The sequence below is a fragment of the Pseudomonas gregormendelii genome, from assembly GCF_017114825.1.
Lineage (GTDB): Bacteria > Pseudomonadota > Gammaproteobacteria > Pseudomonadales > Pseudomonadaceae > Aquipseudomonas > Aquipseudomonas gregormendelii.
Map to the genome: position 1 here is coordinate 17837 of NZ_JADEVO010000028.1, position 23845 is coordinate 41681.

General features: G+C 61.5%; 19 protein-coding genes. 15 read left to right on the plus strand and 4 right to left on the minus strand.

What is annotated here, in order from left to right:
• Positions 1–20 precede the first annotated feature (20 nt).
• From IMW75_RS18650 to IMW75_RS18715, 14 genes are read left to right on the plus strand one after another with little or no spacing between them, the layout of a single operon-like run.
• On the plus strand, positions 21–755 hold the full coding sequence (locus IMW75_RS18650) for a glycosyltransferase family 2 protein (RefSeq protein WP_045061916.1): 735 nt from the start codon (positions 21–23) through the stop codon (positions 753–755).
• On the plus strand, positions 752–1699 hold the full coding sequence (locus IMW75_RS18655; RefSeq protein ID WP_045061917.1) for an LpxL/LpxP family acyltransferase: 948 nt from the start codon (positions 752–754) through the stop codon (positions 1697–1699). Before IMW75_RS18650 ends, IMW75_RS18655 begins: the two co-directional genes overlap by 4 nt.
• Entirely contained in the window at positions 1680–3224 is a 1545-nt protein-coding gene (locus tag IMW75_RS18660; RefSeq protein ID WP_205893433.1) for an HAL/PAL/TAL family ammonia-lyase, read from the plus strand. Before IMW75_RS18655 ends, IMW75_RS18660 begins: the two co-directional genes overlap by 20 nt.
• Positions 3217–3642, plus strand: a complete 426-nt coding sequence (locus IMW75_RS18665; RefSeq protein ID WP_045061919.1) for an acyl-CoA thioesterase — start codon at positions 3217–3219, stop codon at positions 3640–3642. Before IMW75_RS18660 ends, IMW75_RS18665 begins: the two co-directional genes overlap by 8 nt.
• Positions 3639–4250 (plus strand): outer membrane lipoprotein carrier protein LolA, encoded by a 612-nt coding sequence (locus tag IMW75_RS18670; RefSeq protein WP_045061920.1) that lies wholly within the window; start codon positions 3639–3641, stop codon positions 4248–4250. The genes IMW75_RS18665 and IMW75_RS18670 overlap by 4 nt, the downstream gene beginning before the upstream one ends.
• The gene (locus IMW75_RS18675) at positions 4234–6576 is read left to right on the plus strand and encodes an MMPL family transporter (RefSeq protein ID WP_205893434.1); all 2343 of its coding nucleotides are present in this window, start codon (positions 4234–4236) and stop codon (positions 6574–6576) included. Before IMW75_RS18670 ends, IMW75_RS18675 begins: the two co-directional genes overlap by 17 nt.
• Complete coding sequence (locus tag IMW75_RS18680; protein ID WP_205893435.1) at positions 6573–7733, plus strand: cation:proton antiporter; 1161 nt, start codon at positions 6573–6575, stop codon at positions 7731–7733. The genes IMW75_RS18675 and IMW75_RS18680 overlap by 4 nt, the downstream gene beginning before the upstream one ends.
• A complete protein-coding gene (locus IMW75_RS18685; RefSeq protein ID WP_205893436.1) occupies positions 7720–8967 on the plus strand; it encodes an NAD(P)/FAD-dependent oxidoreductase in 1248 nt (415 codons plus the stop codon). The genes IMW75_RS18680 and IMW75_RS18685 overlap by 14 nt, the downstream gene beginning before the upstream one ends.
• Positions 8964–9689, plus strand: coding sequence for a class I SAM-dependent methyltransferase (locus IMW75_RS18690; RefSeq protein WP_045061924.1), 726 nt, complete (start codon positions 8964–8966; stop codon positions 9687–9689). The genes IMW75_RS18685 and IMW75_RS18690 overlap by 4 nt, the downstream gene beginning before the upstream one ends.
• On the plus strand, positions 9689–10276 hold the full coding sequence (locus IMW75_RS18695; RefSeq protein ID WP_082069244.1) for a hypothetical protein: 588 nt from the start codon (positions 9689–9691) through the stop codon (positions 10274–10276). The genes IMW75_RS18690 and IMW75_RS18695 overlap by 1 nt, the downstream gene beginning before the upstream one ends.
• On the plus strand, positions 10273–11469 hold the full coding sequence (locus IMW75_RS18700) for a beta-ketoacyl-[acyl-carrier-protein] synthase family protein (protein ID WP_205893437.1): 1197 nt from the start codon (positions 10273–10275) through the stop codon (positions 11467–11469). Before IMW75_RS18695 ends, IMW75_RS18700 begins: the two co-directional genes overlap by 4 nt.
• On the plus strand, positions 11466–11930 hold the full coding sequence (locus IMW75_RS18705) for a hotdog family protein (RefSeq protein ID WP_045061926.1): 465 nt from the start codon (positions 11466–11468) through the stop codon (positions 11928–11930). Before IMW75_RS18700 ends, IMW75_RS18705 begins: the two co-directional genes overlap by 4 nt.
• Positions 11923–12651, plus strand: coding sequence for a 3-oxoacyl-ACP reductase FabG (gene fabG, locus IMW75_RS18710; RefSeq protein WP_045061927.1), 729 nt, complete (start codon positions 11923–11925; stop codon positions 12649–12651). The genes IMW75_RS18705 and fabG overlap by 8 nt, the downstream gene beginning before the upstream one ends.
• A complete protein-coding gene (locus IMW75_RS18715; RefSeq protein WP_205893438.1) occupies positions 12651–13877 on the plus strand; it encodes a beta-ketoacyl-ACP synthase in 1227 nt (408 codons plus the stop codon). The genes fabG and IMW75_RS18715 overlap by 1 nt, the downstream gene beginning before the upstream one ends.
• A 66-nt stretch (positions 13878–13943) precedes the next feature.
• On the opposite strand, the gene IMW75_RS18720 is transcribed toward IMW75_RS18715, so the two are convergent.
• Complete coding sequence (locus IMW75_RS18720) at positions 13944–14846, minus strand: LysR family transcriptional regulator (protein WP_045061929.1); 903 nt, start codon at positions 14844–14846, stop codon at positions 13944–13946.
• A gap of 119 nt (positions 14847–14965) precedes the next feature.
• Here IMW75_RS18720 and IMW75_RS18725 point away from each other — a divergent pair, with 119 nt between their 5' ends.
• The gene (locus tag IMW75_RS18725; protein WP_045061930.1) at positions 14966–16240 is read left to right on the plus strand and encodes an MFS transporter; all 1275 of its coding nucleotides are present in this window, start codon (positions 14966–14968) and stop codon (positions 16238–16240) included.
• Positions 16241–16363: 123 nt separating this feature from the next.
• Here the strand turns inward: IMW75_RS18725 and hemE are convergent, their stop codons facing one another.
• From hemE to gltB, 3 genes are all read right to left on the minus strand, one after another.
• Positions 16364–17431 (minus strand): uroporphyrinogen decarboxylase, encoded by a 1068-nt coding sequence (hemE, locus tag IMW75_RS18730; protein ID WP_045061931.1) that lies wholly within the window; start codon positions 17429–17431, stop codon positions 16364–16366.
• 251 nt (positions 17432–17682) lie between these two features.
• Complete coding sequence (locus IMW75_RS18735; RefSeq protein WP_045061932.1) at positions 17683–19101, minus strand: FAD-dependent oxidoreductase; 1419 nt, start codon at positions 19099–19101, stop codon at positions 17683–17685.
• Positions 19102–19134: 33 nt separating this feature from the next.
• On the minus strand, positions 19135–23583 hold the full coding sequence (gltB, locus tag IMW75_RS18740) for a glutamate synthase large subunit (RefSeq protein WP_045061933.1): 4449 nt from the start codon (positions 23581–23583) through the stop codon (positions 19135–19137).
• Positions 23584–23845 lie beyond the last annotated feature (262 nt).

The window sequence follows — 23845 nt, forward strand, 5'->3', positions numbered from 1 at the left end:
ATCGCCCAGGGGATGTGCTCATGCATAACCCTTGCGCCGTCATCCCGGTCTACAACCACGAAACCGCGATTACCACCGTGGTCGAGGCGGTACTTGGCAGCGGTCTTCCCTGCATCCTGGTGGACGATGCCAGCGCCCCGTCCTGTGCAAAAGTGCTCGATCACCTGGCGCTGCGCGAAAAGGTATTCCTGATTCGCCTCGCCGCCAACCAGGGCAAGGGCGGTGCGGTCATGACCGGTCTGCGCGAAGCCGCGCGCCTGGGGTTCACTCACGCATTGCAGGTGGATGCCGACGGCCAGCACGACCTGCAGGACATCGGCACCTTCATCGAGCAGTCTCGCGCCCACCCCGAAGCGATTATCTGCGGGTACCCGCAATACGACGCAAGCGTCCCCAAGGGCCGTCTGTATGCCCGCTACCTGACCCACGTGATGGTCTGGATCAACACACTGTCGCTGCAGATTCGCGACTCGATGTGCGGCTTTCGCGTGTATCCGTTGCCGCCCGTACTGGCCTTGATCGACTCGGCGAAAATCGGCAAGCGCATGGATTTCGACTCGGACATCCTGGTGCGCCTGGCCTGGCGCAATCAACCGATGCTGTGGCGGCCTACACGGGTTCATTATCCGCTGGATGGCGTTTCACACTTTCGCCTGCTCCACGACAACGTACTGATATCGAGCATGCACACGCGGCTGTTTTTCGGCATGTTGTTGCGCGCGCCGGCGATGCTCTGGCAGCGGTGGCGCACATGAGCAGCAACTCCAACAAGGCGCACTGGGCCGACCGTGAGGAGCGCGGCAGTTTCTGGCTGATGAAGCTCACGGCATTCGGTGCCCGGGTGCTGGGTCGGCGCCTGTTGAGCCCACTGTTGTATGGCATCGTCCTGTACTTTTTCCTCTTTGGTCGAAGCGCTCGCCGCAGCGCCTGGCAATACCAGCAACGGCTTGCCGACTGGAGCGGGCGCAGCGAATTGCGCCCGACCCACTGGCGCGTCTTCGGCCAATTCATGGCATTTGCCGACTCGATGCTCGACAAACTCGACGTCTGGAACGGCAAGCTGAGCATCGAGCAGATCGAAATCATCGACCCCGCCCTGCTGCGCGGTCAATTGCGTGGCTCCCGCGGCCAGATGCTGGTGGGTGCGCACCTGGGCAATCTCGAGGTGTGCCGCGCCTTGGCGGAGATCGGCGAAAAGGTCACCATGAACGTGCTGGTGCACACCAAGCATGCCGAGCAGTTCAACCGACTGCTGGGCGAAGCCGGCGCGACCAACTTGCGCCTGATTCAGGTGAGCGAGCTTGACCCGGTGATCATGCTGCAACTGCACGAGCGTCTGGAACGTGGCGAGTGGCTGGCAATTGCCGGCGATCGTGTCCCACTGCATGGCGGGCGTAGCGTCACGGTGGACTTTCTCGGCCATCAGGCCGCATTTCCGCAGGGCCCATGGCTGCTGGCTGGCCTGCTCAAATGCCCGGTAAACCTGTTGTTGTGCCTGAAGAAGCCAACAGGCGATTATCGACTGACACTCGAGCCGTTCACCGATGCCGTGACCTGGAAACGCAGCGAGCGCGAACAGGTCATTCATCAGTGGGCGAGCCGCTACGCCGAACGCTTGGGTCACTATTGCCTCGAAGCACCACAACAATGGTTCAACTTTTACCCTTTCTGGAAGACCGATGACGACGCCAACGCTTGAGCCGGTAACCTTCGGCGAACTCCCCCTGCGTATTGAAGATGTACGGGCCCTGGCCAACCGCCAGGTGCCTGTGCAGTTGCAAGGCGACGCCCTGTTTCGCCAGCGCATCGCCAAAGGCCCGCAGTTCCTGGATTCGCTGCTGGACAAGGAAGGGGTGATTTACGGCGTGACTACCGGCTATGGCGACTCCTGCGTAGTCGCGGTGCCGCTGCATCACGTCGAGGCGCTGCCTCGTCACCTGTACACATTCCACGGTTGCGGCCTGGGCAAGTTACTCGACGCCCAGGCGACCCGCGCCGTGCTCGCTGCACGCCTGCAGTCGCTGTGCCAGGGTGTGTCGGGGGTTCGCGTGGAACTGCTGGAACGCCTCCAGGCCTTCCTTGCACACGACATCCTGCCGCTGATACCGGAGGAAGGCTCGGTGGGCGCCAGCGGCGACCTGACCCCGTTGTCGTATGTCGCCGCGACGTTGTCCGGCGAGCGCGAAGTCATGTTTGGTGGCGAACGCCGGCCAGCGGCCGACGTCCATCGCGAACTGGGCTGGGAACCCCTGGTGCTCAGGCCCAAGGAAGCCCTGGCATTGATGAACGGTACCGCCGTCATGACGGGCCTCGCCTGCCTGGCCTACGCGCGAGCCGATTACCTGCTGCAACTGGCCACCCGCATCACCGCAATGAACGTGGTGGCGCTGCAAGGCAATCCGGAACACTTCGACGAGCGCCTGTTCGCCGCGAAACCCCATCCGGGGCAGATGCAGGTCGCTGCATGGCTGCGCAAGGACTTGGCCATCGACGCTCCCACCGCACCGCTGCATCGCCTGCAGGATCGCTATTCCCTGCGGTGTGCGCCCCACGTGCTCGGCGTATTGGCCGATAGCCTGAACTGGTTGCGCTCGTTCATCGAAATAGAACTCAACAGCGCCAACGACAATCCGATCATCGACGCTGAAGCCGAGCGGGTACTGCACGGCGGTCATTTCTACGGCGGCCACATCGCCTTTGCGATGGATAGCCTGAAGACCCTGGTTGCCAACGTCGCCGACCTGCTCGATCGTCAGCTCGCACTGTTGGTCGACGAGCGCTACAACCATGGCTTGCCGAGCAATCTGTCGGGTGCCACGGCTGATCGGGCGATGCTCAATCACGGCTTCAAGGCGGTGCAGATCGGTACGAGCGCGTGGACTGCGGAAGCCCTGAAGAACACCATGCCGGCCAGCGTCTTTTCCCGCTCCACCGAGTGCCACAATCAGGACAAGGTGAGCATGGGCACCATCGCTGCACGGGATGCGATTCGCGTGCTGGAGCTGACCGAACAAGTGGCTGCCGCGACGCTGCTGGCCGCCAACCAGGGCGTCTGGTTACGCAGTAAAGCCGAGGACGCGCGTACATTGCCGCCGGCACTTGCCGCCATGCACGCGCAGCTGGCTGAAGATTTCCCGCCGGTCATCGAGGACCGGGCCCTGGAGAGCGAGTTGCGCCTGTGCCTGCAGCGTATCGCCGAACAACACTGGAGGCTGCATGCGTAGCAAGGGTGTGCTTCACATCGATACGCAAATCCTCGTGCCGTTCTTCGACGTCGACACCATGCACGTCGTCTGGCACGGCCATTACATCAAATACCTGGAAGTCGCCCGCTGTGCGTTGCTGGACCGAATCGGCCACAACTACAGCGCCATGGTCGAGTCGGGCTACGCCTGGCCGGTGATCGACCTGCAGCTGCGGTATGTACGTGGCGCGGTGTTCGGTCAGAAGCTCAACGTCCGGGCGAACCTGGTGGAATGGGAGAACCGGTTGAAGATCAACTACCTGATCACCGACCTGGAAACCGGCGAACGCCTGACCCGCGCTGTATCCGTGCAGGTCGCCGTCGATATGAGCAATCGCGAAATGCAACTGGCTTCACCCAAGATCTTTACCGATGCAGTGGAAAAGGTGCTCGAATGAACTGGCGGACAACCTGCTGCAAATTTCTGGTGGCAGGCGTCATGCTGCTGGGTACTTCACTGGCCCAGGCTTTTGATCTGCAGCAGCTCAGCGATCAACTGGGCAAACCTGACGTGATCCACGGCAGTTTCATCCAGGAAAAACACCTGCGCGCCCTGCCCCAGCCGCTGACCAGCAAGGGCACATTCGTCCTGGCGAAAAACCACGGCCTGCTCTGGCTGCTCAGAACACCGCTGCAGCAGGATTATCGGATCACCGCCAAGGGCATCGCCCGGCGCGAAGGTAACGGCTGGCAAATGCTGCCGGGCAAAAGCGCCGGAGCCGAGCAGAACCGTTTGTTCCTCGCGGTGCTGCAAGGTGACAGCAGCGGGCTGCAACGAGACTTCGACCTGTCGCTCAGTGGCGATGCACAGGACTGGAAGTTGACCCTGATCCCGCGTTCGCTGCTGTTAAAGCAGGTGTTCAACCAGATCAACATTGCCGGGGCCGAGTTGGTGCACAGTATCGAACTGCTTGAAACCCAGGGCGACAGCACCCTTTTACGCATGCAGGACAGTACCGCCGCGCAACCGTTGAGCGACTCGGAGCAACATGACTTTGCCGAGTGAACGCAGGCTCCCGCAGATTTTCCTGATCCTGCTACTGGTGGTACTGGCGCTGGCCGGTTGGCAATGGCGTAACGGCCCACCGCTGTCGGCCAACCTGATGGAGCTGGTACCAGGCACGGCACCGGATGCACTGGAGTCACGCGCGGAGCAGCGCATGCAGGAACCGTTGAACCGCGAGATGCTGGTGCTGGTCGGCCACGCTGATCGCCAACAGGCCGTGGCCATGGCGCAGCAACTCGGCGAGCAATGGCAAGCCAGCGGCCTGTTCGAAAAGGTCCAGTGGAACCTGCAAGCCGACTTGCCGGCGCTGCGCACCCAGCTGCTGGAGGGTCGCCTGGCGATGCTCTCGGTCGAAGATCGCCAGCAGTTGATCGAGCACCCCGAAGCGTTCATCCAGCAGCGCGTGCAAGGCCTCTTCGACCCCTTCACCGGTTTCAGTCTGGTACCCAGCCAGGAAGACTGGCTAGGGTTAACCGGACGCATCCAGAACAGCCAGCCCCAACACGGCGCCGTACAACTGGACATCGGCAGCGGTGCGCTGGTGGCTGATACTGACGGCATAAGCTGGGTGCTGCTGCGCGCGCGCACCACCGGCAATGCATTCGACATGAAGCTGCCCCTGCAGGTCGCCGAACTGCTCCAAAGCAGCCGTGCCGAAGCCGCCCAGGCCAAGGTACAACTGTTGGCGGCCAGCGGCCTGCTCTATGCCGCAAACGGCCAGCAGCAAGCCACCCGCGAAATGACCTGGGTCGGCGGCGGCGCCACGATCGGCATTCTATTATTGCTACTGCTGGCCTTCCGGCGCTGGCGCGTCTTGCTCGCCTTTGTCCCGGTGCTGGTGGGCATGCTCTTCGGTGCGGTGGCCTGCGTCGCCCTGTTCGGCCATATGCATGTGATGACGCTGGTGCTCGGTTCGAGCCTGATCGGCGTGGCGGTCGACTACCCGCTGCATTACCTGTCCAAAAGCTGGAGCCTGAACCCCTGGCGCAGCTGGCCAGCCCTGCGCCTGACCTTGCCCGGCCTGACCCTGAGCCTGATCACCAGTTGCATCGGTTACCTCGCCCTGGCCTGGACTCCGTTTCCAGCGCTGACCCAGATCGCGGTGTTCTCCGCAGCGGGTCTGATCGGCGCCTACTTGTGCGCGGTATGCCTGCTACCGGCATTGCTGAAGGGTGTGCAATTGCGCCCTGCACAATGGCCGTTAAGGGTTTGCGAAAGCTTGCTGCTGTGCCGCGAAGCACTCATCAAGCGGGCAAGCACCCCGGTATTGCTGGCAGTACTGGTCGCCTTCTGCGTCGCCGGCCTGCTGCAGCTCGACAGCAAGAACGACATTCGCCAATGGGTCGGCGCGCCCCAGCAGCTGACGGACGAAGCCCAGACCATTGCCCGGATCACCGGCTATCAGCCCACCAGCCAGTTCTTCCTGGTGCGCGCGGCCGATCAGCAGCAATTGCTCGAACGCCAGAACGCGCTGAGCGAGCGACTCGATCAACTGGTCAACCTGGAGAAACTCCAGGGTTACCTGTCCCTCAATCAACTGGTCAGCCCGCCCAGCGAACAGGTACAGGTTCGCGAAGCGCTGAACAAACTGGCGCAACACTGGCAGCCGTTGCTTGATCTCGGCGTGCCGGTGGCAGCACTGCAAGCCGAACTCGAGAGCTTGCGCGCGTTGCCGATCCAGGATGTCGACACGGCGCTACGCGGCCCGCTGGCAGAGCCCTATCGTGCCCTGTGGCTGGGTTCGACCGATGACGGAGGCGTAGCGGCGATGGTCAGCCTGCAAGGCTTGAATAACCCCGCGCTGCTGCAGGTTCAGGCCCTGGACCTGCCGGGTGTGGAGCTGGTCGATCGCCTGGGTGAATTGAACAGCGTCTTCGCCGCGACCCAGATCAGCGCCGCCGAGTTGAAACTGGCCTCCTGCGTGCTGATCGTGCTGGTGCTGATCCTGCCGTTCGGCCTTGGCGGCGCCTTGCGCATTGTCACTCTGCCGCTGCTGGCCGCGGTTTGCAGCCTGGCCAGTCTGGGCTGGCTGGGGCAGCCGCTGACCTTGTTCAGCCTGTTTGGCCTGCTGTTGGTCACCGCCATCAGCGTCGACTACGCGATCCTCATGCGCGAGCAGGTCGGTGGGGCGGCAGTGAGCCTGCTGGGCACCTTGCTGGCGGCGCTGACCACCTGGTTGTCATTCGGGCTGCTGGCCGTGTCGAGCACGCCAGCGGTGAGCAACTTCGGCCTGTCGGTGAGCCTGGGGCTGGTGTTCAGTTTCATGCTGGCGCCGTGGGCTTGCCGCCAGAGTCATGCGGTTGAAACGGCGGAGTCGGTGGCATGATGATCGCCCTGTTCTGGATCCTGGCCCTGAGTCTGTTTGCCCTGGCGACCTACGTCGGGCGCCGCTTTGGCCTGATCCCTATTGTCAGCCAGTTGCTGCTGGCCACCATCGGTTTGCCGCTGTTGATGTACTTCTGGATCGAGCCCGGCTGGCAATTGAGCGGCGCCCAGCTTGTCTCCCCGGCCTGGCTGAAAAATCTCTACAGCCTGAGTTTTGCCCTGTTACTGGGGCATATCCTCAGTGACGTCATCGACCTGCGTCTGGACCGCCAGAGCCTGAAAATTGCCCTGCCGAGTTTCTGCATTCCCTTCGCTTGCGGACTGGCTACTGCGGTATGGCTGTTGCCCGCGCAGCCCTGGATCAGCTCGCTGGCAGTCGGCCTGCTGTTCGCCATCACCGCAATTCCCGTGTTGTACCTGTACTTGCGACACATCAACTACCCGAGCGCTGCTACGCGACGCCTGGTGCAGACCGCCATCCTGATCGACCTCACGTGCTGGACCCTGTTCGCCATCGCCCAGGGCAGCCTGCACTTGAGCAGTCTGCTGCTGCCATTGGCAGGAGCCTGCCTGCCGTTACTGCTGAGCCTGCTCGGCATGCGCCAACCGTTGTTGCACAGCGGCTGTTTCTTCGCGCTGCTGGTGGTTGCCGAACACTTCAAGCTCAATGCACTGATTCTCGGCATCGGCTACCTGCTGTGCATGGCGGCCTTGAAAGTGCCATTAGTCCTGCCGCTGCCGGCGGCCTGGATGAGTCGGTTGCAGACGAACATCGCGATCCCGCTCATTCTCACGTTCGGCATCGTGCAAATCGACGTCCATAGCGCCATGGCCAGCCTTGGCTGGGGGCAGCTGGCAGCGTTGCTGGTGTTGCCGATAGCCAGCAAATTGCTGGGCAACTGGCTGGGCCTGGGCTGGGCCGGTGCTTCGTTTGAAGGCGCCAGTCGCTGGCGGGAAAGTGTTCTGCTGAATATTCGCGGTTTGAGCGAGATCGTCTTTCTCAACCTGCTGCTGCAACAACATCTCATCAGCCCGGCGCTGTATTTTGCGCTGATGCTGATGGGACTGATCGCGACATTGCTGCCGGCACTGGTCGGCATGCACCGAATCCCCATGAACATCGCCGCCCCGGCAAGGAACCCCCATGCCAACAGTTGAAACGGAACGTCGCCAGGTGGTTGTCATCGGCGCAGGCCCTTCGGGTGCCATCGCCGCCGCTTTGCTTAAACGCAAAGGGCATGATGTGCTGATGATCGAGCGTCAGCATTTCCCGAGGTTTTCCATTGGCGAAAGCCTGCTGTCCCACTGTCTGGACTTCGTCGAGGAAGCGGGCATGCTCGATGCAGTAAACGCCGCCGGTTTCCAACTGAAAACCGGGGCGGCCTTCGCCTGGGGCGAGCAGTACAGCGCGTTCGACTTTGGCGACACCTTCAGCAACGGCAAACCGACCACCTTCCAGGTGCTGCGCGCCGATTTCGACAAGCTGCTGGCGGACCAGGCAGCGCTGCAAGGCGTCGAAATCCGCTACGGTGAAACCATCGTCAGCGTGGTGGCCGACCCGGCAAAACCTCAGCTCGGCGTGCTGCGCGAAGATGGCAGCGAGTACCGCATAGAAGCCCAATTCATACTCGATGCCAGCGGCTACGGGCGGGTCCTGCCGCGCCTGCTCGACCTCGAAGCGCCGTCGAACTTTCCGGTGCGTCAGGCCGTGTTCACCCATGTCGAAGACCATATCGACAATCCGGCCTTCGATCGCAGCAAAATCCTCGTCACCACCCATCCAACCCAGCGCGATATCTGGTTCTGGACCATCCCGTTCAGCAATGGCCGGTGCTCTGTGGGCGTGGTCGCGGCGGCGGAACATTTCGCGGGGCGCGCAGACAATCTGGACGACTGCCTGCGTGGTTTTATCGCCGAAACCCCAAGCCTGTCGGCCGTGCTCGACAACGCAGTCTGGGACACCCCCGCGCGCACCATCGGTGGTTATTCGGCCAACGTCAAATCCCTGCACGGGCCCGGCTTCGCGCTGCTGGGTAACGCCGCCGAATTCCTGGACCCGGTGTTTTCCTCCGGCGTGACCATTGCCATGCGCTCGGCGAGCATGGCCGCTGCGGTACTGCATCGCCAACTGCAGGGTGAAAATGTCGACTGGGAAAGCGACTTCGCCGTCCCGCTCAAGCGTGGCGTCGATACGTTTCGCTGCTACGTGGAAGGCTGGTACGCCGGAACCTTCCAGGACGTGATCTACCATCCGGGCAGTTCACCGGACATTCGCCGCATGATCAGCGCGATCCTCGCCGGTTATGCCTGGGACGAACGCAACCCGTTCGTGGCCGAACCCAAACGCCGGCTGCGGATGCTCTCGGAACTGTGCGCAAGGGACGCCACATGAGTTTCCTGAGCGACAATTACGTCGAGGAAACCCGCTTCGGTTTCTGGTTCCTGCGCAGCCACACCTGGCAGCACCACGTGTTGCGGGTGGCGATCAATGACCTGCGCAGCCTGTTCAGCGAACCACCACCCGCTCATCCCGTGCTGCTCGATGCCGGTTGTGGCCAGGGCAAGTCGTTCCAGCTGTTGCACCAGACCTTTGCACCGCAACGCCTTACAGGCCTGGATGCCGACCCTCACAGTCTCGAACTCAGCCGTGAAGAAGCCGCTCGCCAGTGCATCGAAGTGGAACTGATCGGCAGTGACTGCGCGAGCATTCAACTGCCGGACGCCAGTGTCGACCTGTTGTTCTGTCACCAGACGTTCCATCACCTGGTGGAGCAGGACCTGGCCCTGGCCGAGTTCTATCGAGTATTGAAACCTGGTGGGTATCTGCTGTTCGCCGAATCCACCGAGGCTTACATTGATACCTGGGTGATTCGCTGGTTGTTTCGCCATCCCATGCATGTGCAAAAAAGTGCCGCCGGTTATCTGCAGATGATTCGCCAACAGGGTTTCGAGTTCGGCCCGCAGAACGTGTCCTACCCATACCTGTGGTGGAGTCGCGCCAGGGATTTTGGCCTACTGGAGCGCCTGGGCCTGCAACGGCCAAAAGCCGCTGGTGAGCGGGAAGAAACCCTGGTCAATGTGGTGGCGCGCAAACCGCTTGAAGGTGCCGTTTGATGAGTATTTTCAACGCCGCGCAATCCTGCAGGAGTGAGCCTGCTCGCGATAGCGAGGGGTCAGGCAACTGGATTGTTGATTACTTCGCCGCCATCGCGAGCAGGCTCGTTCCCGCATTTTTGCTGCTCGGTACAGTGCTGCTGAGCGCCTGCACCAGCCGCGCGCCGCTGCCCGAGCAAACGCCTGACCTGCCGCTGCCCATGCAACTGCATATCCAGCGCCTGCAAGCCGACCAGCGCCTGGACTGGGTGTTGGTGATCCAGCGCGAAGGGCCGGGCATTCGCTGGTCGCTGATGGACCTGCTGGGCATTCCCCAAGCCCGGCAGAAACTGGTCGACGGCGCATGGCACGCCGACGGCCTGCTGCCACCCAATGCCGAAGCGCGGGAACTGTTCGCCGCGTTGCTGTTTGCGCTGACCCCCAGGGATCAATTGCAAGGCAACTATCCGACGGCCTGGCAACACGGTACGCAACGGTCATTGCCCGAGCGTTGGGACGTGCGCTACAGGCAATCGCAAAACTTCGATCTGACCCTACCCAAAGGTCCGAAATACCAGGTCACGCCCCTGAGCGGGGACACGCCATGACGGCCTATTTAAACGCCCTGGGGGTGATTTGCGCCCTGGGCCGGGGCAAGGAGGAGGTCAGCCACAACCTGTTTGCCGGCGACTGCTCCGGAATGCGCGACGAAGCCGGCTGGATTGTCGATCGTACGGTGCCGGTGGCGGCTGTGCGCGGCGACCTCGTGGCCATCCCTGTCGAACTGTCGGAGCAAGCCAGCCGCAACAATCAGCTGCTGCTGGAAGCCGCCCTGCAGATTCGCGAGGACATTGACCAGGCGATTGCGACCTACGGCCGCCATCGCATTGGCGTGGTCCTGGGCACCAGCACTTCAGGCATAGACGAAGCCAGCCGCGGCCTGGCCCATTACATTCGCGAGGAGGTGTTTCCCGCTGACTACAACTACCAGCAACAGGAACTCGGGGCGCCGGCGAATTTCCTCGCCGACTGGCTGCAAACCAGCGGTCCGGCCTATGTCATCTCTACCGCGTGCACCTCAAGTGCCCGGGCGCTGATGAGCGCCCAGCGCCTGTTGAACATGGGGTTGTGCGATGCGGTGCTGTGCGGCGGAGTCGACAGCCTGTGCAAACTGACCCTCAACGGTTTCTCGGCGCTGGAGGCCGTGTCCGGTCAGCGCTGCAACCCGTTTTCAGTCAATCGCAACGGCATCAACATCGGCGAAGCGGCCGTACTGTTCCTGATGACCAGACAGCCCGGCGGCAGCCCGTCGATTGCGCTGCTGGGCAGCGGTGCGAGTTCCGATGCACACCATATTTCCGCGCCGGAACCGGCTGGCCGCGGCGCCCTGCAGGCCATGCGCAAGGCCCTGGATCGTGCGAATCTGCAACCGTCCCAGATTGCCTACCTGAACCTGCACGGCACGGCCACACAACATAATGATTCGATGGAAAGCCTGGCGGTGACAACCCTGTTCCCGGATGGGGTGCCCTGCTCGTCGACCAAACCGCTGACCGGCCACACCCTCGGCGCAGCGGGCGCCCTGGAAGCTGCGTTCTGCTGGCTGAGCCTGTGCAAGGACAATCTGCAGCACGCCATGGCGCCGCATGTCTGGGATGGTCAACCCGACCCTGACCTGCCACCTCTGAACTGGGTGACCAGGACGGATCGCCTGTCGTCCATTGCACCGCGCTACCTGATGAGCAATTCCTTCGCTTTCGGTGGCAATAACGTCAGCCTGATAATCGGAGACGCACCATGATCGACTGGCCGCTCGCCGAACTGCTGCCGCACGCTGGCGACATGATCCTGATCGAACAGATCCTGTCGTTCGATGATGAGCAGATCCACACCCGCCTGGAGGTCAGGCCTGAAGGCCTGTTCAGCCGCCCCGACGGCAGCTTGCCGGCCTGGGTCGGCATCGAGCTGATGGCCCAGAGCGTCGCCGCCTATGCCGGCTGTCACGCCCGCCAGCGCGGCGACGCGGTCGCGCTGGGTTTCCTGCTCGGCACCCGCAAGTTCGAATGCAATGTGGAACACTTCCCGGTCGGCACCGAGCTGACCATACACGGGCTGCGCTCACTGGAAGATGAGAACGGCATGGGTGTATTCGAATGTCATATCAATGCCCCCGGCATCCACGCCACCGCTCGTCTGAACGTGTTCCGCCCGCCTCAGGCCGCGCAATATCTTGATGAATCAAAGGAGTCCAGTCATGACTGAATCCATACTGGTCACCGGTTCCAGCCGTGGTATCGGGCGCGCCATTGCCCTGCGTCTGGCCCAGGCCGGCCATGACATCGTGCTGCATTGCCGCAGTGGCCTGGCGGAAGCTGGCGCGGTCAAGAAAGAGGTCGAAGCCTTGGGGCGAAAAGCCCGCATACTGCAATTCGATGTGTCCGACCGCGCCAGCTGCAGGGTCATCCTTGAAGCGGACGTAGAAACCCACGGTGCCTATTACGGCGTGGTGCTCAACGCCGGACTGACCCGCGACGGTGCTTTTCCGGCGCTGAGCGAGGATGATTGGGATGTGGTGATGCGTACCAACCTGGACGGTTTCTACAATGTGCTGCACCCGGTGATGATGCCAATGATCCGCCGCCGTGCGGCCGGGCGCATTGTGTGCATTACCTCGGTATCGGGACTGATCGGCAACCGTGGCCAGGTCAACTACAGCGCTTCCAAGGCGGGTTTGATCGGCGCGGCGAAAGCCCTGGCGATCGAGCTGGGCAAACGCAAGATCACCGTCAACTGTGTCGCACCCGGCCTGATCGACACGGCGATGCTCGATGAAAACGTGCCGGTGGAAGAACTGATGAAGATGATCCCCGCACAGCGCATGGGCACCCCAGAAGAGGTGGCCGGCGCGGTGAATTTCCTGATGTCGGCGGAAGCGTCGTACATCACCCGCCAGGTTCTGGCCGTCAATGGAGGCCTGTGCTGATGAAGCGCGTCGTCGTCACCGGCATGGCCGGTATCACCTCATTGGGCAGCAACTGGGAAACCATAGCCGGCAACTTCGCGGCCAACCGCAGCGGCATCCGCCGGATGGACGAGTGGGACCGTTTCACCGAGCTCAACACTCGCCTGGCCGGGCCCATTGATGACTTCAAGGTGCCCGCCCACTGGACCCGCAAGCAACTGCGCAGCATGGGCCGGGTATCGCGCCTGGCGGTAGGTGCTGCGGAGCAGGCTCTGGCCGATGCCGGGTTGCTGGGCGATGCATCGATCAAGGACGGACGCATGGGCGTGGCGTGCGGCTCGTCCACTGGCAGCACCGACGAAATCAAAGCGTTCGGCAATATGCTGCTCAACTCGGTGGCCGAGGGGCTCAACGCCAATTCCTACGTGCGCATGATGCCCCACACCACGGCGGCGAACATCAGCATCTTCTTCGGCCTCACAGGACGCCTGATCCCCACGTCCAGCGCCTGCACCAGCGGCAGCCAGGGCATTGGCTACGCCTACGAATCGATCAAGTTCGGCCGCCTGCCGCTGATGCTTGCCGGCGGTGCCGAAGAGCTGTGCCCCACCGAAGCCATGGTCTTCGACGCGCTCTACGCCACCAGCCTGAAAAACGACGCCCCGCAGACCACGCCGCGCCCTTACGACAAGGGCCGCGACGGCCTGGTGATTGGTGAAGGCGGCGGCATGCTGGTGCTCGAAGAACTGGAACACGCACTGGCCCGCGGCGCGCGCATTCACGCCGAACTGGTCGGCTTTGGCAGCAACGCAGACGGTCAGCACACCACCCGTCCGGAGCAGGTCACCATGCGCCGGGCCATGGAACTGGCGTTGGAAGACGCGGGCCTGCAGCCTTCCAACATCGGCTACGTGAACGGCCACGGCACTGCCACGGAACAAGGCGACATCGCCGAGACCCTGGCGACCAGCGCGCTGTTTGGCGAGCACATGCCTATCAGTTCGCAGAAGAGTTTCCTTGGCCACACCCTCGGCGCCTGTGGCGCACTGGAGTCGTGGTTCAGCATCGAAATGATGAACAGCGACCTGTATGCCCACACCTTCAATCTGGACGACATCGACCCGCACTGCGGCAAGCTCGATTACCTGCGCGGCGAATTTCGGCAGATGAGTAATCAGTATGTGATGAACAATAATTTTGCGTTTGGCGGGGTGAATACTTCGCTGATTTTTCGGCGCTGGTCTTGAAACACATAAAGATCAAAAAATCGCAGCCTTCGGCAGCTCCTACGGGGTGAACACGAGCCAAAGCAGTCACGCTTGCAGCGGCTCGACCTTCCTCGTCAACAACTCCACAAACGCCCGCGCCATCGGCGATTTCTGGTCCTTGCGCTGCACCAGCCACACCGCCGACACCGCCGCCGGATCGAGCAAGGGCCGGTACACGACTCCGTCAATCCGCATCCGCTGATAAGACGCCGGCAGCACCGAAACGCCCAACCCTGCGGCCACCAACCCGATAATGGTCATCGCCTCGCCGGCCTCCTGGGCGAAGTGCGGACTGAAACCGGAGTCGCGGGCCAAGTTCAGCAGTTGCGCGTAAAGGCCGCTGCCATAGCTGCGCGGGAAAAACACGAAAGGTTCGAGGGCCAAGGCTGACAGGAACAACCCCTCCTCGCTGCCGTTCACCAGCGGATGTTTGGAGCTGAGTACCGCCACCAGCGGTTCACTCATCAGCTCGACCACGCTGAGGGAATCCGGCAGCCCCAGCGGGCGCATGATGCCGACTTCAATCGACTCATCAACCAGCGCATCGGCCACCTGGGTACTGCTCATTTCCCGAAGGTTCAAATGCACCGCCGGGAAGCGCTGGCGGAACGCGAAAATCGCCTGGGGGATGGTCGAGTTGAATGGCGCCGATGAGGTAAAGCCGATTTTCAGCTCCCCCAGTTCGCCCAGTTGCGCCCGACGGGCAACGTCGGCGGCTTTGTCGACCTGCGCCAGCACCAGCCGCGCTTCCTGCAGAAACAGCCGGCCCGCCTCGCTAAGCTCGACCCGACGATTGGTACGCTCAAACAACCGCGCCCCTACCTCTTGCTCCAGTGCCTGAATCTGCTGGCTCAAGGGCGGTTGCGAGATGCCCAGCACCTGTGCGGCGCGGCCGAAGTGCAGTTCTTCAGCGACGGCAATGAAGTAACGAAGGTGACGCAATTCCATGAAAACCTCATTAGGTCGCAAAAGCTCTTAAACAGGTCGAATAATATATTGGATTGAATCATTAGGCAGCTATATGCTTTTTTCATTGCCTGACCGGCTGCCCGCTCCCGAGGTCCGAAGTGAAAACTGTTGTTGCGCCACTCGCCCATGAAGTCCCACCTTGCGCAGTGGATGATGTCGCTGCCGAGCTCAAGGAGATTTACATCGAGAAAGGCACGCCGATGTTCATTCGCACAGTGCTGGCGTTGTTCTGCGGTGGCTTTGCGACGTTCGCCCTGCTGTATTGCGTGCAACCGATGATGCCGCTGCTGTCCCATGAATATTCGATCAATGCAGCCCAGAGCAGCCTGATTCTCTCGGTGGCCACTGGCATGCTCGCCATCGGCCTGCTGATCACCGGGCCCATTTCCGATCGGGTCGGACGCAAGCCGGTGATGGTCGCCGCGCTATTGGCAGCGGCGCTGTGCACCATCGCCAGCTCGATGATGCCAAGCTGGCACGGCGTGTTGCTGATGCGCGCGCTGATCGGCTTGTCATTGAGTGGCCTGGCCGCGGTGGCCATGACTTATCTGAGCGAAGAGATCCACCCGCAGCACATCGGACTCGCCATGGGGCTGTACATCGGCGGCAATGCGATTGGCGGGATGAGCGGACGCCTGATCACCGGGGTGTTGATCGACTTCGTCAGCTGGCATACCGCAATGCTGGTCATCGGGGGCCTGGCGCTGATTGCAGCGGCAGTGTTCTGGAAAATACTTCCGGAATCACGCAACTTCCGTCCACGCTCGCTGCACCCACGCAGCCTGGTCGACGGTTTCACCATGCATTTTCGTGACGCCGGTTTGCCGCTGCTGTTTCTTGAAGCCTTTGTGCTGATGGGGGCCTTTGTCACCTTGTTCAACTACATCGGCTATCGGCTGCTGGCCGAGCCGTACCACATGGAACAAGCCTTCGTCGGGCTGCTGTCGGTGGTGTACCTGTCGGGGATCTACAGTTCGGCAAAAATAGGTTCGCTGGCCGACAAACTGGGGCGCCGCAAAGTGCTCTGGTCGACCATCGTATTGATGATCGGCGGCCTCGCCCTGACGATGTTCACGTCACTGCCGGTGGTGATCATCGGCATGCTGATTTTCACCTTCGGCTTCTTCGGCGCGCATTCGGTAGCGAGCAGCTGGATTGGCCGACGCGCAACCAGGGCCAAGGGCCAGGCGTCGTCGCTGTACCTGTTCAGCTATTACGCCGGGTCGAGCATTGCCGGGACGGCGGGCGGTGTGTTCTGGCACCTGGGTGGCTGGAACGGGATCGGGTTGTTCGTGGGTACCTTGCTGGTGATTGCGCTGCTGGTGGCATTGAAGTTGGCGAAATTGCCGCCGCTGGGTGGTGTTAAAGCTTAAAAGCAGAAGATCGCAGCCTTCGGCAGCTCCTACAGTATGGGAGCTGCCGCAGGCTGCGATCTTTTGATCGTGTTCCAAACAAAAACGCCCGGCACGAGCCGGGCGTTTTCTATTGGGCGACGACTACTCGTGATACTGCGCCGACAACTCATGCACCGCGCGCAGGAACGCGCCGGCGTGTTCCGGATTGACCTCCGGTGTAATGCCATGGCCGAGATTGAATACGTGCCCGCTGCCCTTGCCGTAGCTGGCGAGAATCCGCCCGACTTCGGTACGAATGGCTTCAGGATTGGCGTAGAGCACGGTAGGGTCCATGTTGCCCTGCAGCGCAACTTTGCCGCCGACACGATCACGGGCACTGCCGATGTCACAGGTCCAGTCCAGACCCAACGCATCAGCGCCGGCATCGGCGATGCTTTCAAGCCACAGCCCCCCGCCCTTGGTGAACAGGATGACTGGCACCTTGCGACCTTCGTGTTCGCGGATCAGCCCGCTGACGATCTTGCGCATGTAGGCCAGGGAGAACTCCTGGTAAGCCGCCGCCGAGAGGTTCCCGCCCCAGCTATCGAAGATCTGCACCGCCTGGGCACCGGCCATGATCTGGCCGTTGAGGTAGCTGGTGACCGACTGAGCCAGCTTGTCCAGTAACAGGTGCAAGGCTTGCGGATTGTCGTAGAGCATGGTTTTGGTCTTGCGGTAGTCTTTCGACGAGCCGCCTTCGACCATGTAGGTGGCCAGGGTCCATGGGCTGCCAGAGAAACCGATCAGCGGCACACGACCGTTCAGTTCGCGGCGGATGGTGCTGACCGCATCCATGACGTAGCCGAGGTCTTTATGCGGATCAGGAATCGGCAGGGCTTCGATGTCGGCCAGGGTGCTGACGACTTTCTTGAAGCGCGGACCTTCGCCCGTCTCGAAGTACAGGCCCTGGCCCATGGCGTCAGGAATGGTCAGGATGTCGGAGAACAGGATCGCCGCGTCCAGTTGCGGATAGCGGTCGAGCGGCTGCATGGTGACTTCGCAAGCGAACTCCGGGTTCATGCACAGGCTCATGAAATCACCGGCCTTGGCACGGCTGGCGCGGTATTCCGGCAAGTAGCGACCGGCCTGACGCATCATCCACACAGGCGTGACGTCTACGGGTTGCTTGAGCAGGGCGCGAAGGAAACGGTCGTTCTTCAGGGCAGTCATGTCGGCATCCGGAAAAAAAGTGCGGGCATTTTCTCAGAGCGCGAGGCAAAAGGCACGGTTGCAGGTCAGCCTTTTGTCTATCGGGTCAATTTGTCGCGCTGGAACACGGCTTTCGCAACACCACAAAACCAATGTGGGAGCTGGCCTGCCAGCGATGCGGACACCTCGGTGTGTCAGTCGGTCCGAGGTGATGCTATCGCTGGCAGGCCAGCTCCCACAGGGTTATTGCATGTCAGGTCTGGATCGGAGGGCTAGACCCCCAGGTAATCCAGGATCCCTTCGGCGGCGTTGCGGCCTTCGAAGATCGCCGTCACCACCAGGTCAGAGCCGCGAACCATATCGCCACCGGCGAAGATTTTCGGGTTGCTGGTCTGGTGTTTGTACTGACCCTGCTCCGGGGCCACGACGCGGCCCTGGCTGTCCGTCTGGATGCTGTGCTGTTCAAACCACGACGCCGGGCTAGGGCGGAAACCGAAGGCGATAACCACGGCGTCGGCCGGGATGATTTCTTCGGAGCCCGGGATCGGCTCGGGGCTGCGACGGCCACGGGCGTCCGGTTCGCCGAGACGGGTCTCGACCACTTTCACGCCTTCGACGCGGTCTTCACCGACAATGGCGATCGGCTGGCGGTTGTAGAGGAATTTCACCCCCTCTTCCTTGGCGTTCTTCACCTCTTTGCGCGAGCCCGGCATATTGGCTTCGTCGCGACGATAGGCACAGGTCACCGATTTGGCACCCTGGCGAATCGACGTACGGTTGCAGTCCATCGCCGTGTCGCCGCCACCCAGAACCACAACCTTCTTGCCTTTCATGTCGACGAAATCTTCCGGCGACTTTTCAAAGCCCAGGTTGCGATTAACGTTGGCGATCAGGAAGTCGAGCGCGTCATGCACGCCCGGCAGGTCCTCACCGGCAAAGCCGCCCTTCATGTAGGTGTAGGTGCCCATGCCCATGAACACGGCATCGTATTCTTCGAGCAGTTGCTCGACGGTCACGTCCTTGCCCACTTCGGTGTTCAGGCGGAACTCGATGCCCATGCCGGTGAAGACTTCGCGACGATTGCTCAACACGGTCTTTTCCAGCTTGAACTCGGGAATGCCGAAGGTCAGCAGGCCGCCGATTTCCGGGTTCTTGTCGAACACTACCGGGGTCACGCCGCCACGCACCAGTACGTCGGCACAGCCCAGACCGGCCGGGCCCGCGCCGATAATCGCAACACGCTTGCCGGTCGGCTTGACCTTGGACATGTCCGGGCGCCAGCCCATGGCGAACGCGGTATCGGTGATGTATTTCTCGACCGAACCGATGGTCACTGCGCCGAAGCCGTCGTTGAGGGTGCACGCCCCCTCACACAGGCGATCCTGCGGGCACACTCGCCCGCACACTTCCGGCAGTGTGTTGGTCTGGTGCGACAGTTCGGCGGCCTGGAGGATGTTGCCCTCGGCCACCAGCTTCAGCCAGTTCGGAATGAAGTTGTGCACCGGGCACTTCCATTCGCAATACGGGTTACCGCAACCCAGGCAGCGGTGGGCCTGATCGGCCGAATGCTGGGGTTTGAAAGGTTCGTAGATCTCCACGAACTCTTTCTTGCGTTGACGCAACAGTTTCTTCTTCGGATCCTTGCGCCCGACCTCGATGAACTGGAAGTCATTATTCAGACGTTCAGCCATTGTTAAAACCTCATCAAACTCTTCAGGCGCATATCACTGCGGGTTGGCACGGGTGCTGGAAAGCAACGATTTCAAGTTGGCAGCCTTGGGCTTGACCAGCCAGAAACGACGCAGATAGTCATCGAGGTTTTCAGCGAGGTTACGACCCCATTCGCTGTCGGTTTCCGCGACGTATTCGTCGAGCACGCGCTGCAGGTGGCTGCGATAGGCTTCCATCGCTTCGCCGCTGATGCGCTGGATTTCCACCAGTTCGTGGTTGACCCGGTCAACGAAGCTGTTGTCCTGGTCGAGCACGTAGGCGAAACCGCCGGTCATGCCTGAACCGAAGTTGTAGCCGGTCTTGCCCAGGACGCAGACGAAACCGCCGGTCATGTACTCGCAGCAGTGATCGCCCGTGCCTTCGACTACGGTATGAGCACCGGAGTTACGCACGGCAAAACGCTCGCCCGCAGTACCGGCGGCGAACAGTTTGCCACCGGTGGCGCCATACAGGCAGGTGTTGCCGATGATGGCACTGTCCTGAGTCTTGTAGATGCTGCCCTTGGGCGGCACGATGACCAGTTTGCCGCCGGTCATGCCCTTGCCGACGTAGTCGTTGGCATCGCCTTCCAGGTACATGTTCAAGCCGCCCGCGTTCCAAACGCCGAAGCTCTGACCGGCCGTTCCTTTGAAGCGGAAGGTGATCGGCGCGTTCGCCATGCCTTGGTTGCCGTGCTTGCGCGCGATTTCGCCGGAGATCCGTGCGCCGATCGAACGGTCGCAGTTGCAGATGTCCAGGGCAAAATCGGCGCCGCTCTTGTCGTTGATGGCAGAGGTGGCCATGTCGACCATTTTCTCGGCCAGCAAACCTTTGTCGAACGGCGGGTTGCGCTCTACCTGGCAGAACTGAGGCTTGTCTGCCGGGATGTGATCGCTGCCGAGCAACGGGGTCAGGTCCAGGTGCCGCTGCTTGGCGGTCTGGCCTTCGAGGATGTCCAGCAGATCGGTACGACCGATCAGCTCTTCGAGGGAGCGCACGCCCAGCTTGGCCAGCCACTCACGGGTTTCTTCGGCGACGTAGGTGAAGAAATTCACCACCATGTCGACGGTGCCGATGTAGTGATCCTTGCGCAGCTTCTCGTTCTGGGTCGCGACGCCGGTGGCGCAGTTGTTCAGGTGGCAGATGCGCAGGTATTTGCACCCCAGGGCGATCATTGGCGCGGTACCGAAGCCAAAGCTTTCAGCGCCGAGGATCGCAGCCTTGATCACGTCGAGGCCGGTTTTCAGGCCGCCGTCGGTTTGTACCCGGACTTTACCGCGCAGGTCGTTGCCGCGCAGGGTCTGGTGGGTTTCGGCCAGGCCGAGTTCCCACGGTGCGCCCGCGTACTTGATCGAGGTCAGCGGCGATGCGCCGGTGCCGCCGTCGTAGCCGGAGATAGTGATCAAGTCCGCGTAGGCCTTGGCCACACCGGCAGCAATGGTGCCGACGCCGGCTTCTGCTACCAGCTTCACCGAGACCAGCGCCTTCGGATTGACTTGCTTGAGGTCGAAAATCAGCTGCGACAAATCTTCGATCGAATAGATGTCGTGGTGCGGCGGCGGCGAGATCAGGGTCACGCCCGGCACTGCGTAACGCAGCTTGGCGATCAGGCCGTTGACCTTGCCACCTGGCAGTTGACCGCCTTCACCGGGCTTGGCGCCTTGGGCGACCTTGATCTGCAGCACTTCAGCGTTGACCAGGTATTCCGGGGTCACACCAAAACGGCCAGTCGCCACCTGCTTGATTTTCGAGCTCTTGATGGTGCCGTAGCGCGCCGGGTCTTCGCCGCCTTCGCCGGAGTTGGAACGCGCACCAAGGCGGTTCATCGCCTCAGCCAGGGCTTCGTGAGCTTCCGGCGACAATGCGCCGAGGGAGATGCCCGCGGAATCGAAGCGCTTGAGCACCGATTCCAGCGGTTCGATCTCGCTGATGTCCAGCGGCGTGTCCAGGGTCTTGACCTTGAACATGTCGCGGATCATCGACACCGGACGGTTGTCCACCAGCGCCGTGTATTCCTTGAACTTGCTGTAGTCGCCCTGCTGCACAGCGGCTTGCAGGGTGTTGACCACGTCCGGGTTGTACGCGTGATATTCGCCACCGTGGACGAACTTCAGCAAACCGCCCTGCTGGATTGGCTTGCGCGGGCTCCAGGCTTCGGCAGCCAGGGCTTTCTGCTCGGCTTCGATGTCAACGAAACGCGCACCCTTGATGCGACTTGGCACGCCACGGAAGCTCAGCTCGCACACTTCTTCGGACAGGCCGATGGCCTCGAACAGCTGCGCACCACGGTACGAGGTAATGGTGGAGATACCCATCTTCGACAGGATCTTCAACAGACCTTTGGTGATGCCTTTGCGGTAGTTCTTGAACACCTCATAGAGGTCGCCCAGGACTTCACCGGTACGGATCAGGTCGCCCAGCACTTCGTAGGCCAGGAACGGATAGACCGCCGAGGCGCCGAAACCGATCAACACCGCGAAGTGGTGCGGATCGCGCGCAGTCGCGGTCTCCACCAGGATGTTGGAGTCGCAACGCAGGCCTTTCTCGGTCAGGCGGTGGTGTACCGCGCCGGTGGCGAGCGAAGCGTGGATCGGCAACTTGCCCGGAGCAATGTGCCGGTCACTCAGCACAACCTGGGTACGACCGGCGCGCACAGCTTCTTCAGCCTGGTCGGCAACGTTGCGGATCGCCGCTTCGAGGCCGACGCTTTCGTCGTAGTTAAGGTCGATGATCTGGCGTTCGAAGCCCGGACGATCGAGGTTCATCAGCGAACGCCACTTGGCCGGGGAAATGACCGGCGAGCTGAGGATCACGCGCGAAGCGTGTTCCGGCGACTCCTGGAAAATGTTGCGCTCGGCACCGAGGCAGATTTCCAGCGACATGACGATGGCTTCGCGCAGCGGATCGATCGGCGGGTTGGTGACCTGTGCAAATTGCTGGCGGAAATAGTCGTACGGTGTGCGCACGCGCTGGGACAGCACGGCCATCGGCGTGTCGTCGCCCATCGAGCCGACGGCTTCATAACCTTGCTCGCCAAGCGGTCGCAGCACCTGGTCGCGCTCTTCGAACGTGACCTGATACATCTTCATGTACTGCTTGAGCTGGTCAACGTCGTAGAACGCCGAGCCGTGGTCGTTATCTTCCATGGTTGCCTGGATGCGCAGGGCATTCTTGCGCAGCCATTGCTTGTACGGATGACGCGACTTCAAGCGGTTGTCGATGGCGTCGGTGTCGAGGATCTGCCCGGTTTCGGTGTCCACGGCGAAGATCTGGCCCGGACCAACGCGGCCCTTGGCAATTACGTCTTCAGGCTGGTAGTTCCAGACGCCGATTTCCGAGGCCAGGGTGATGAAACCGTTCTTGGTGGTCACCCAACGCGCCGGACGCAGACCGTTACGGTCGAGCAGGCACACCGCGTAACGACCGTCGGTCATTACCACGCCGGCCGGGCCGTCCCACGGTTCCATGTGCATCGAGTTGTATTCGTAGAACGCACGCAGATCCGGGTCCATGGTCTCGACGTTCTGCCACGCAGGCGGAATGATCATCCGCACGCCACGGAACAGGTCGATGCCACCGGTCACCATCAGTTCAAGCATGTTGTCCATGCTGGAAGAGTCGGAACCGACGCGGTTGACCAGCGGGCCGAGTTCTTCCAGATCGGGCATCAGGTCGTTGGCAAACTTTGTACGACGTGCCACGGCCCAGTTGCGGTTGCCGGTGATGGTGTTGATTTCGCCGTTGTGCGCCAGGAAGCGGAACGGTTGCGCCAGCGGCCATTTCGGCAGGGTGTTGGTGGAGAAGCGCTGGTGAAACACGCAAATCGCGGTTTGCAGGCGCTGGTCGCTCAGGTCTGGATAGAAGGCGGTGAGGTCCGCCGGCATCATCAGGCCTTTGTAGATAATGGTCTTGTGGGAAAAGCTGCAGATGTAGTGATCGGTGTCGGCGGCGTTGGCCACGGACGAACGACGACGGGAACTGAACAGCTTGATCGCCATGTCCTGATCGCTCAGGCCTTCACCGCCGATGAACACTTGCTCGATCTGCGGCAGGCGCTCAAGGGCCAGGCGGCCGAGGACGCTGGTGTCGATCGGCACTTTGCGCCAGCCGACGAGCTGCAGGCCGGCCGCCAGGATCTCGCGGTTCATGTTCTCGCGAGCGGCTTCGGCTTTGACCGGGTCCTGATTGAAGAAGACCATGCCCACCGCATATTGCTTGGGCAGTTCGACGCCGAATGCTTCCTGGGCGATCGCTCGCAGGAACACGTCCGGCTTTTGAATCAGCAGACCGCAACCGTCACCGGTCTTGCCGTCGGCGTTGATCCCACCGCGGTGGGTCATGCAGGTCAGGGCCTCAATGGCCGTTTGCAAAAGGGTATGACTGGGCTCGCCCTGCATATGGGCTATCAGGCCGAAACCGCAGTTATCCTTGAATTCATCTGGTTGGTACAGACCTGCTTTCATAGACACTTTCTCACCAGGCTGCCCCTTATCGAGGCAAATTTCTTTTCAATTCAACCACTTGCAACCCGCGCCGAACGTACGCCAGCTTTGCGGGAGCAAAAGGGAGGTCATTGTACACACCGACACAGAGGCTCACAAATTTGACGACGAACTGTCGCAAATCTATGTCGCATTTGTGAAAGGTTTAAAGCGATATGCTGTGCTAGTCAAAACTTTTTTGATTTTTGACCGCAACCACTCAAAGACTACTGTGACGCAGACA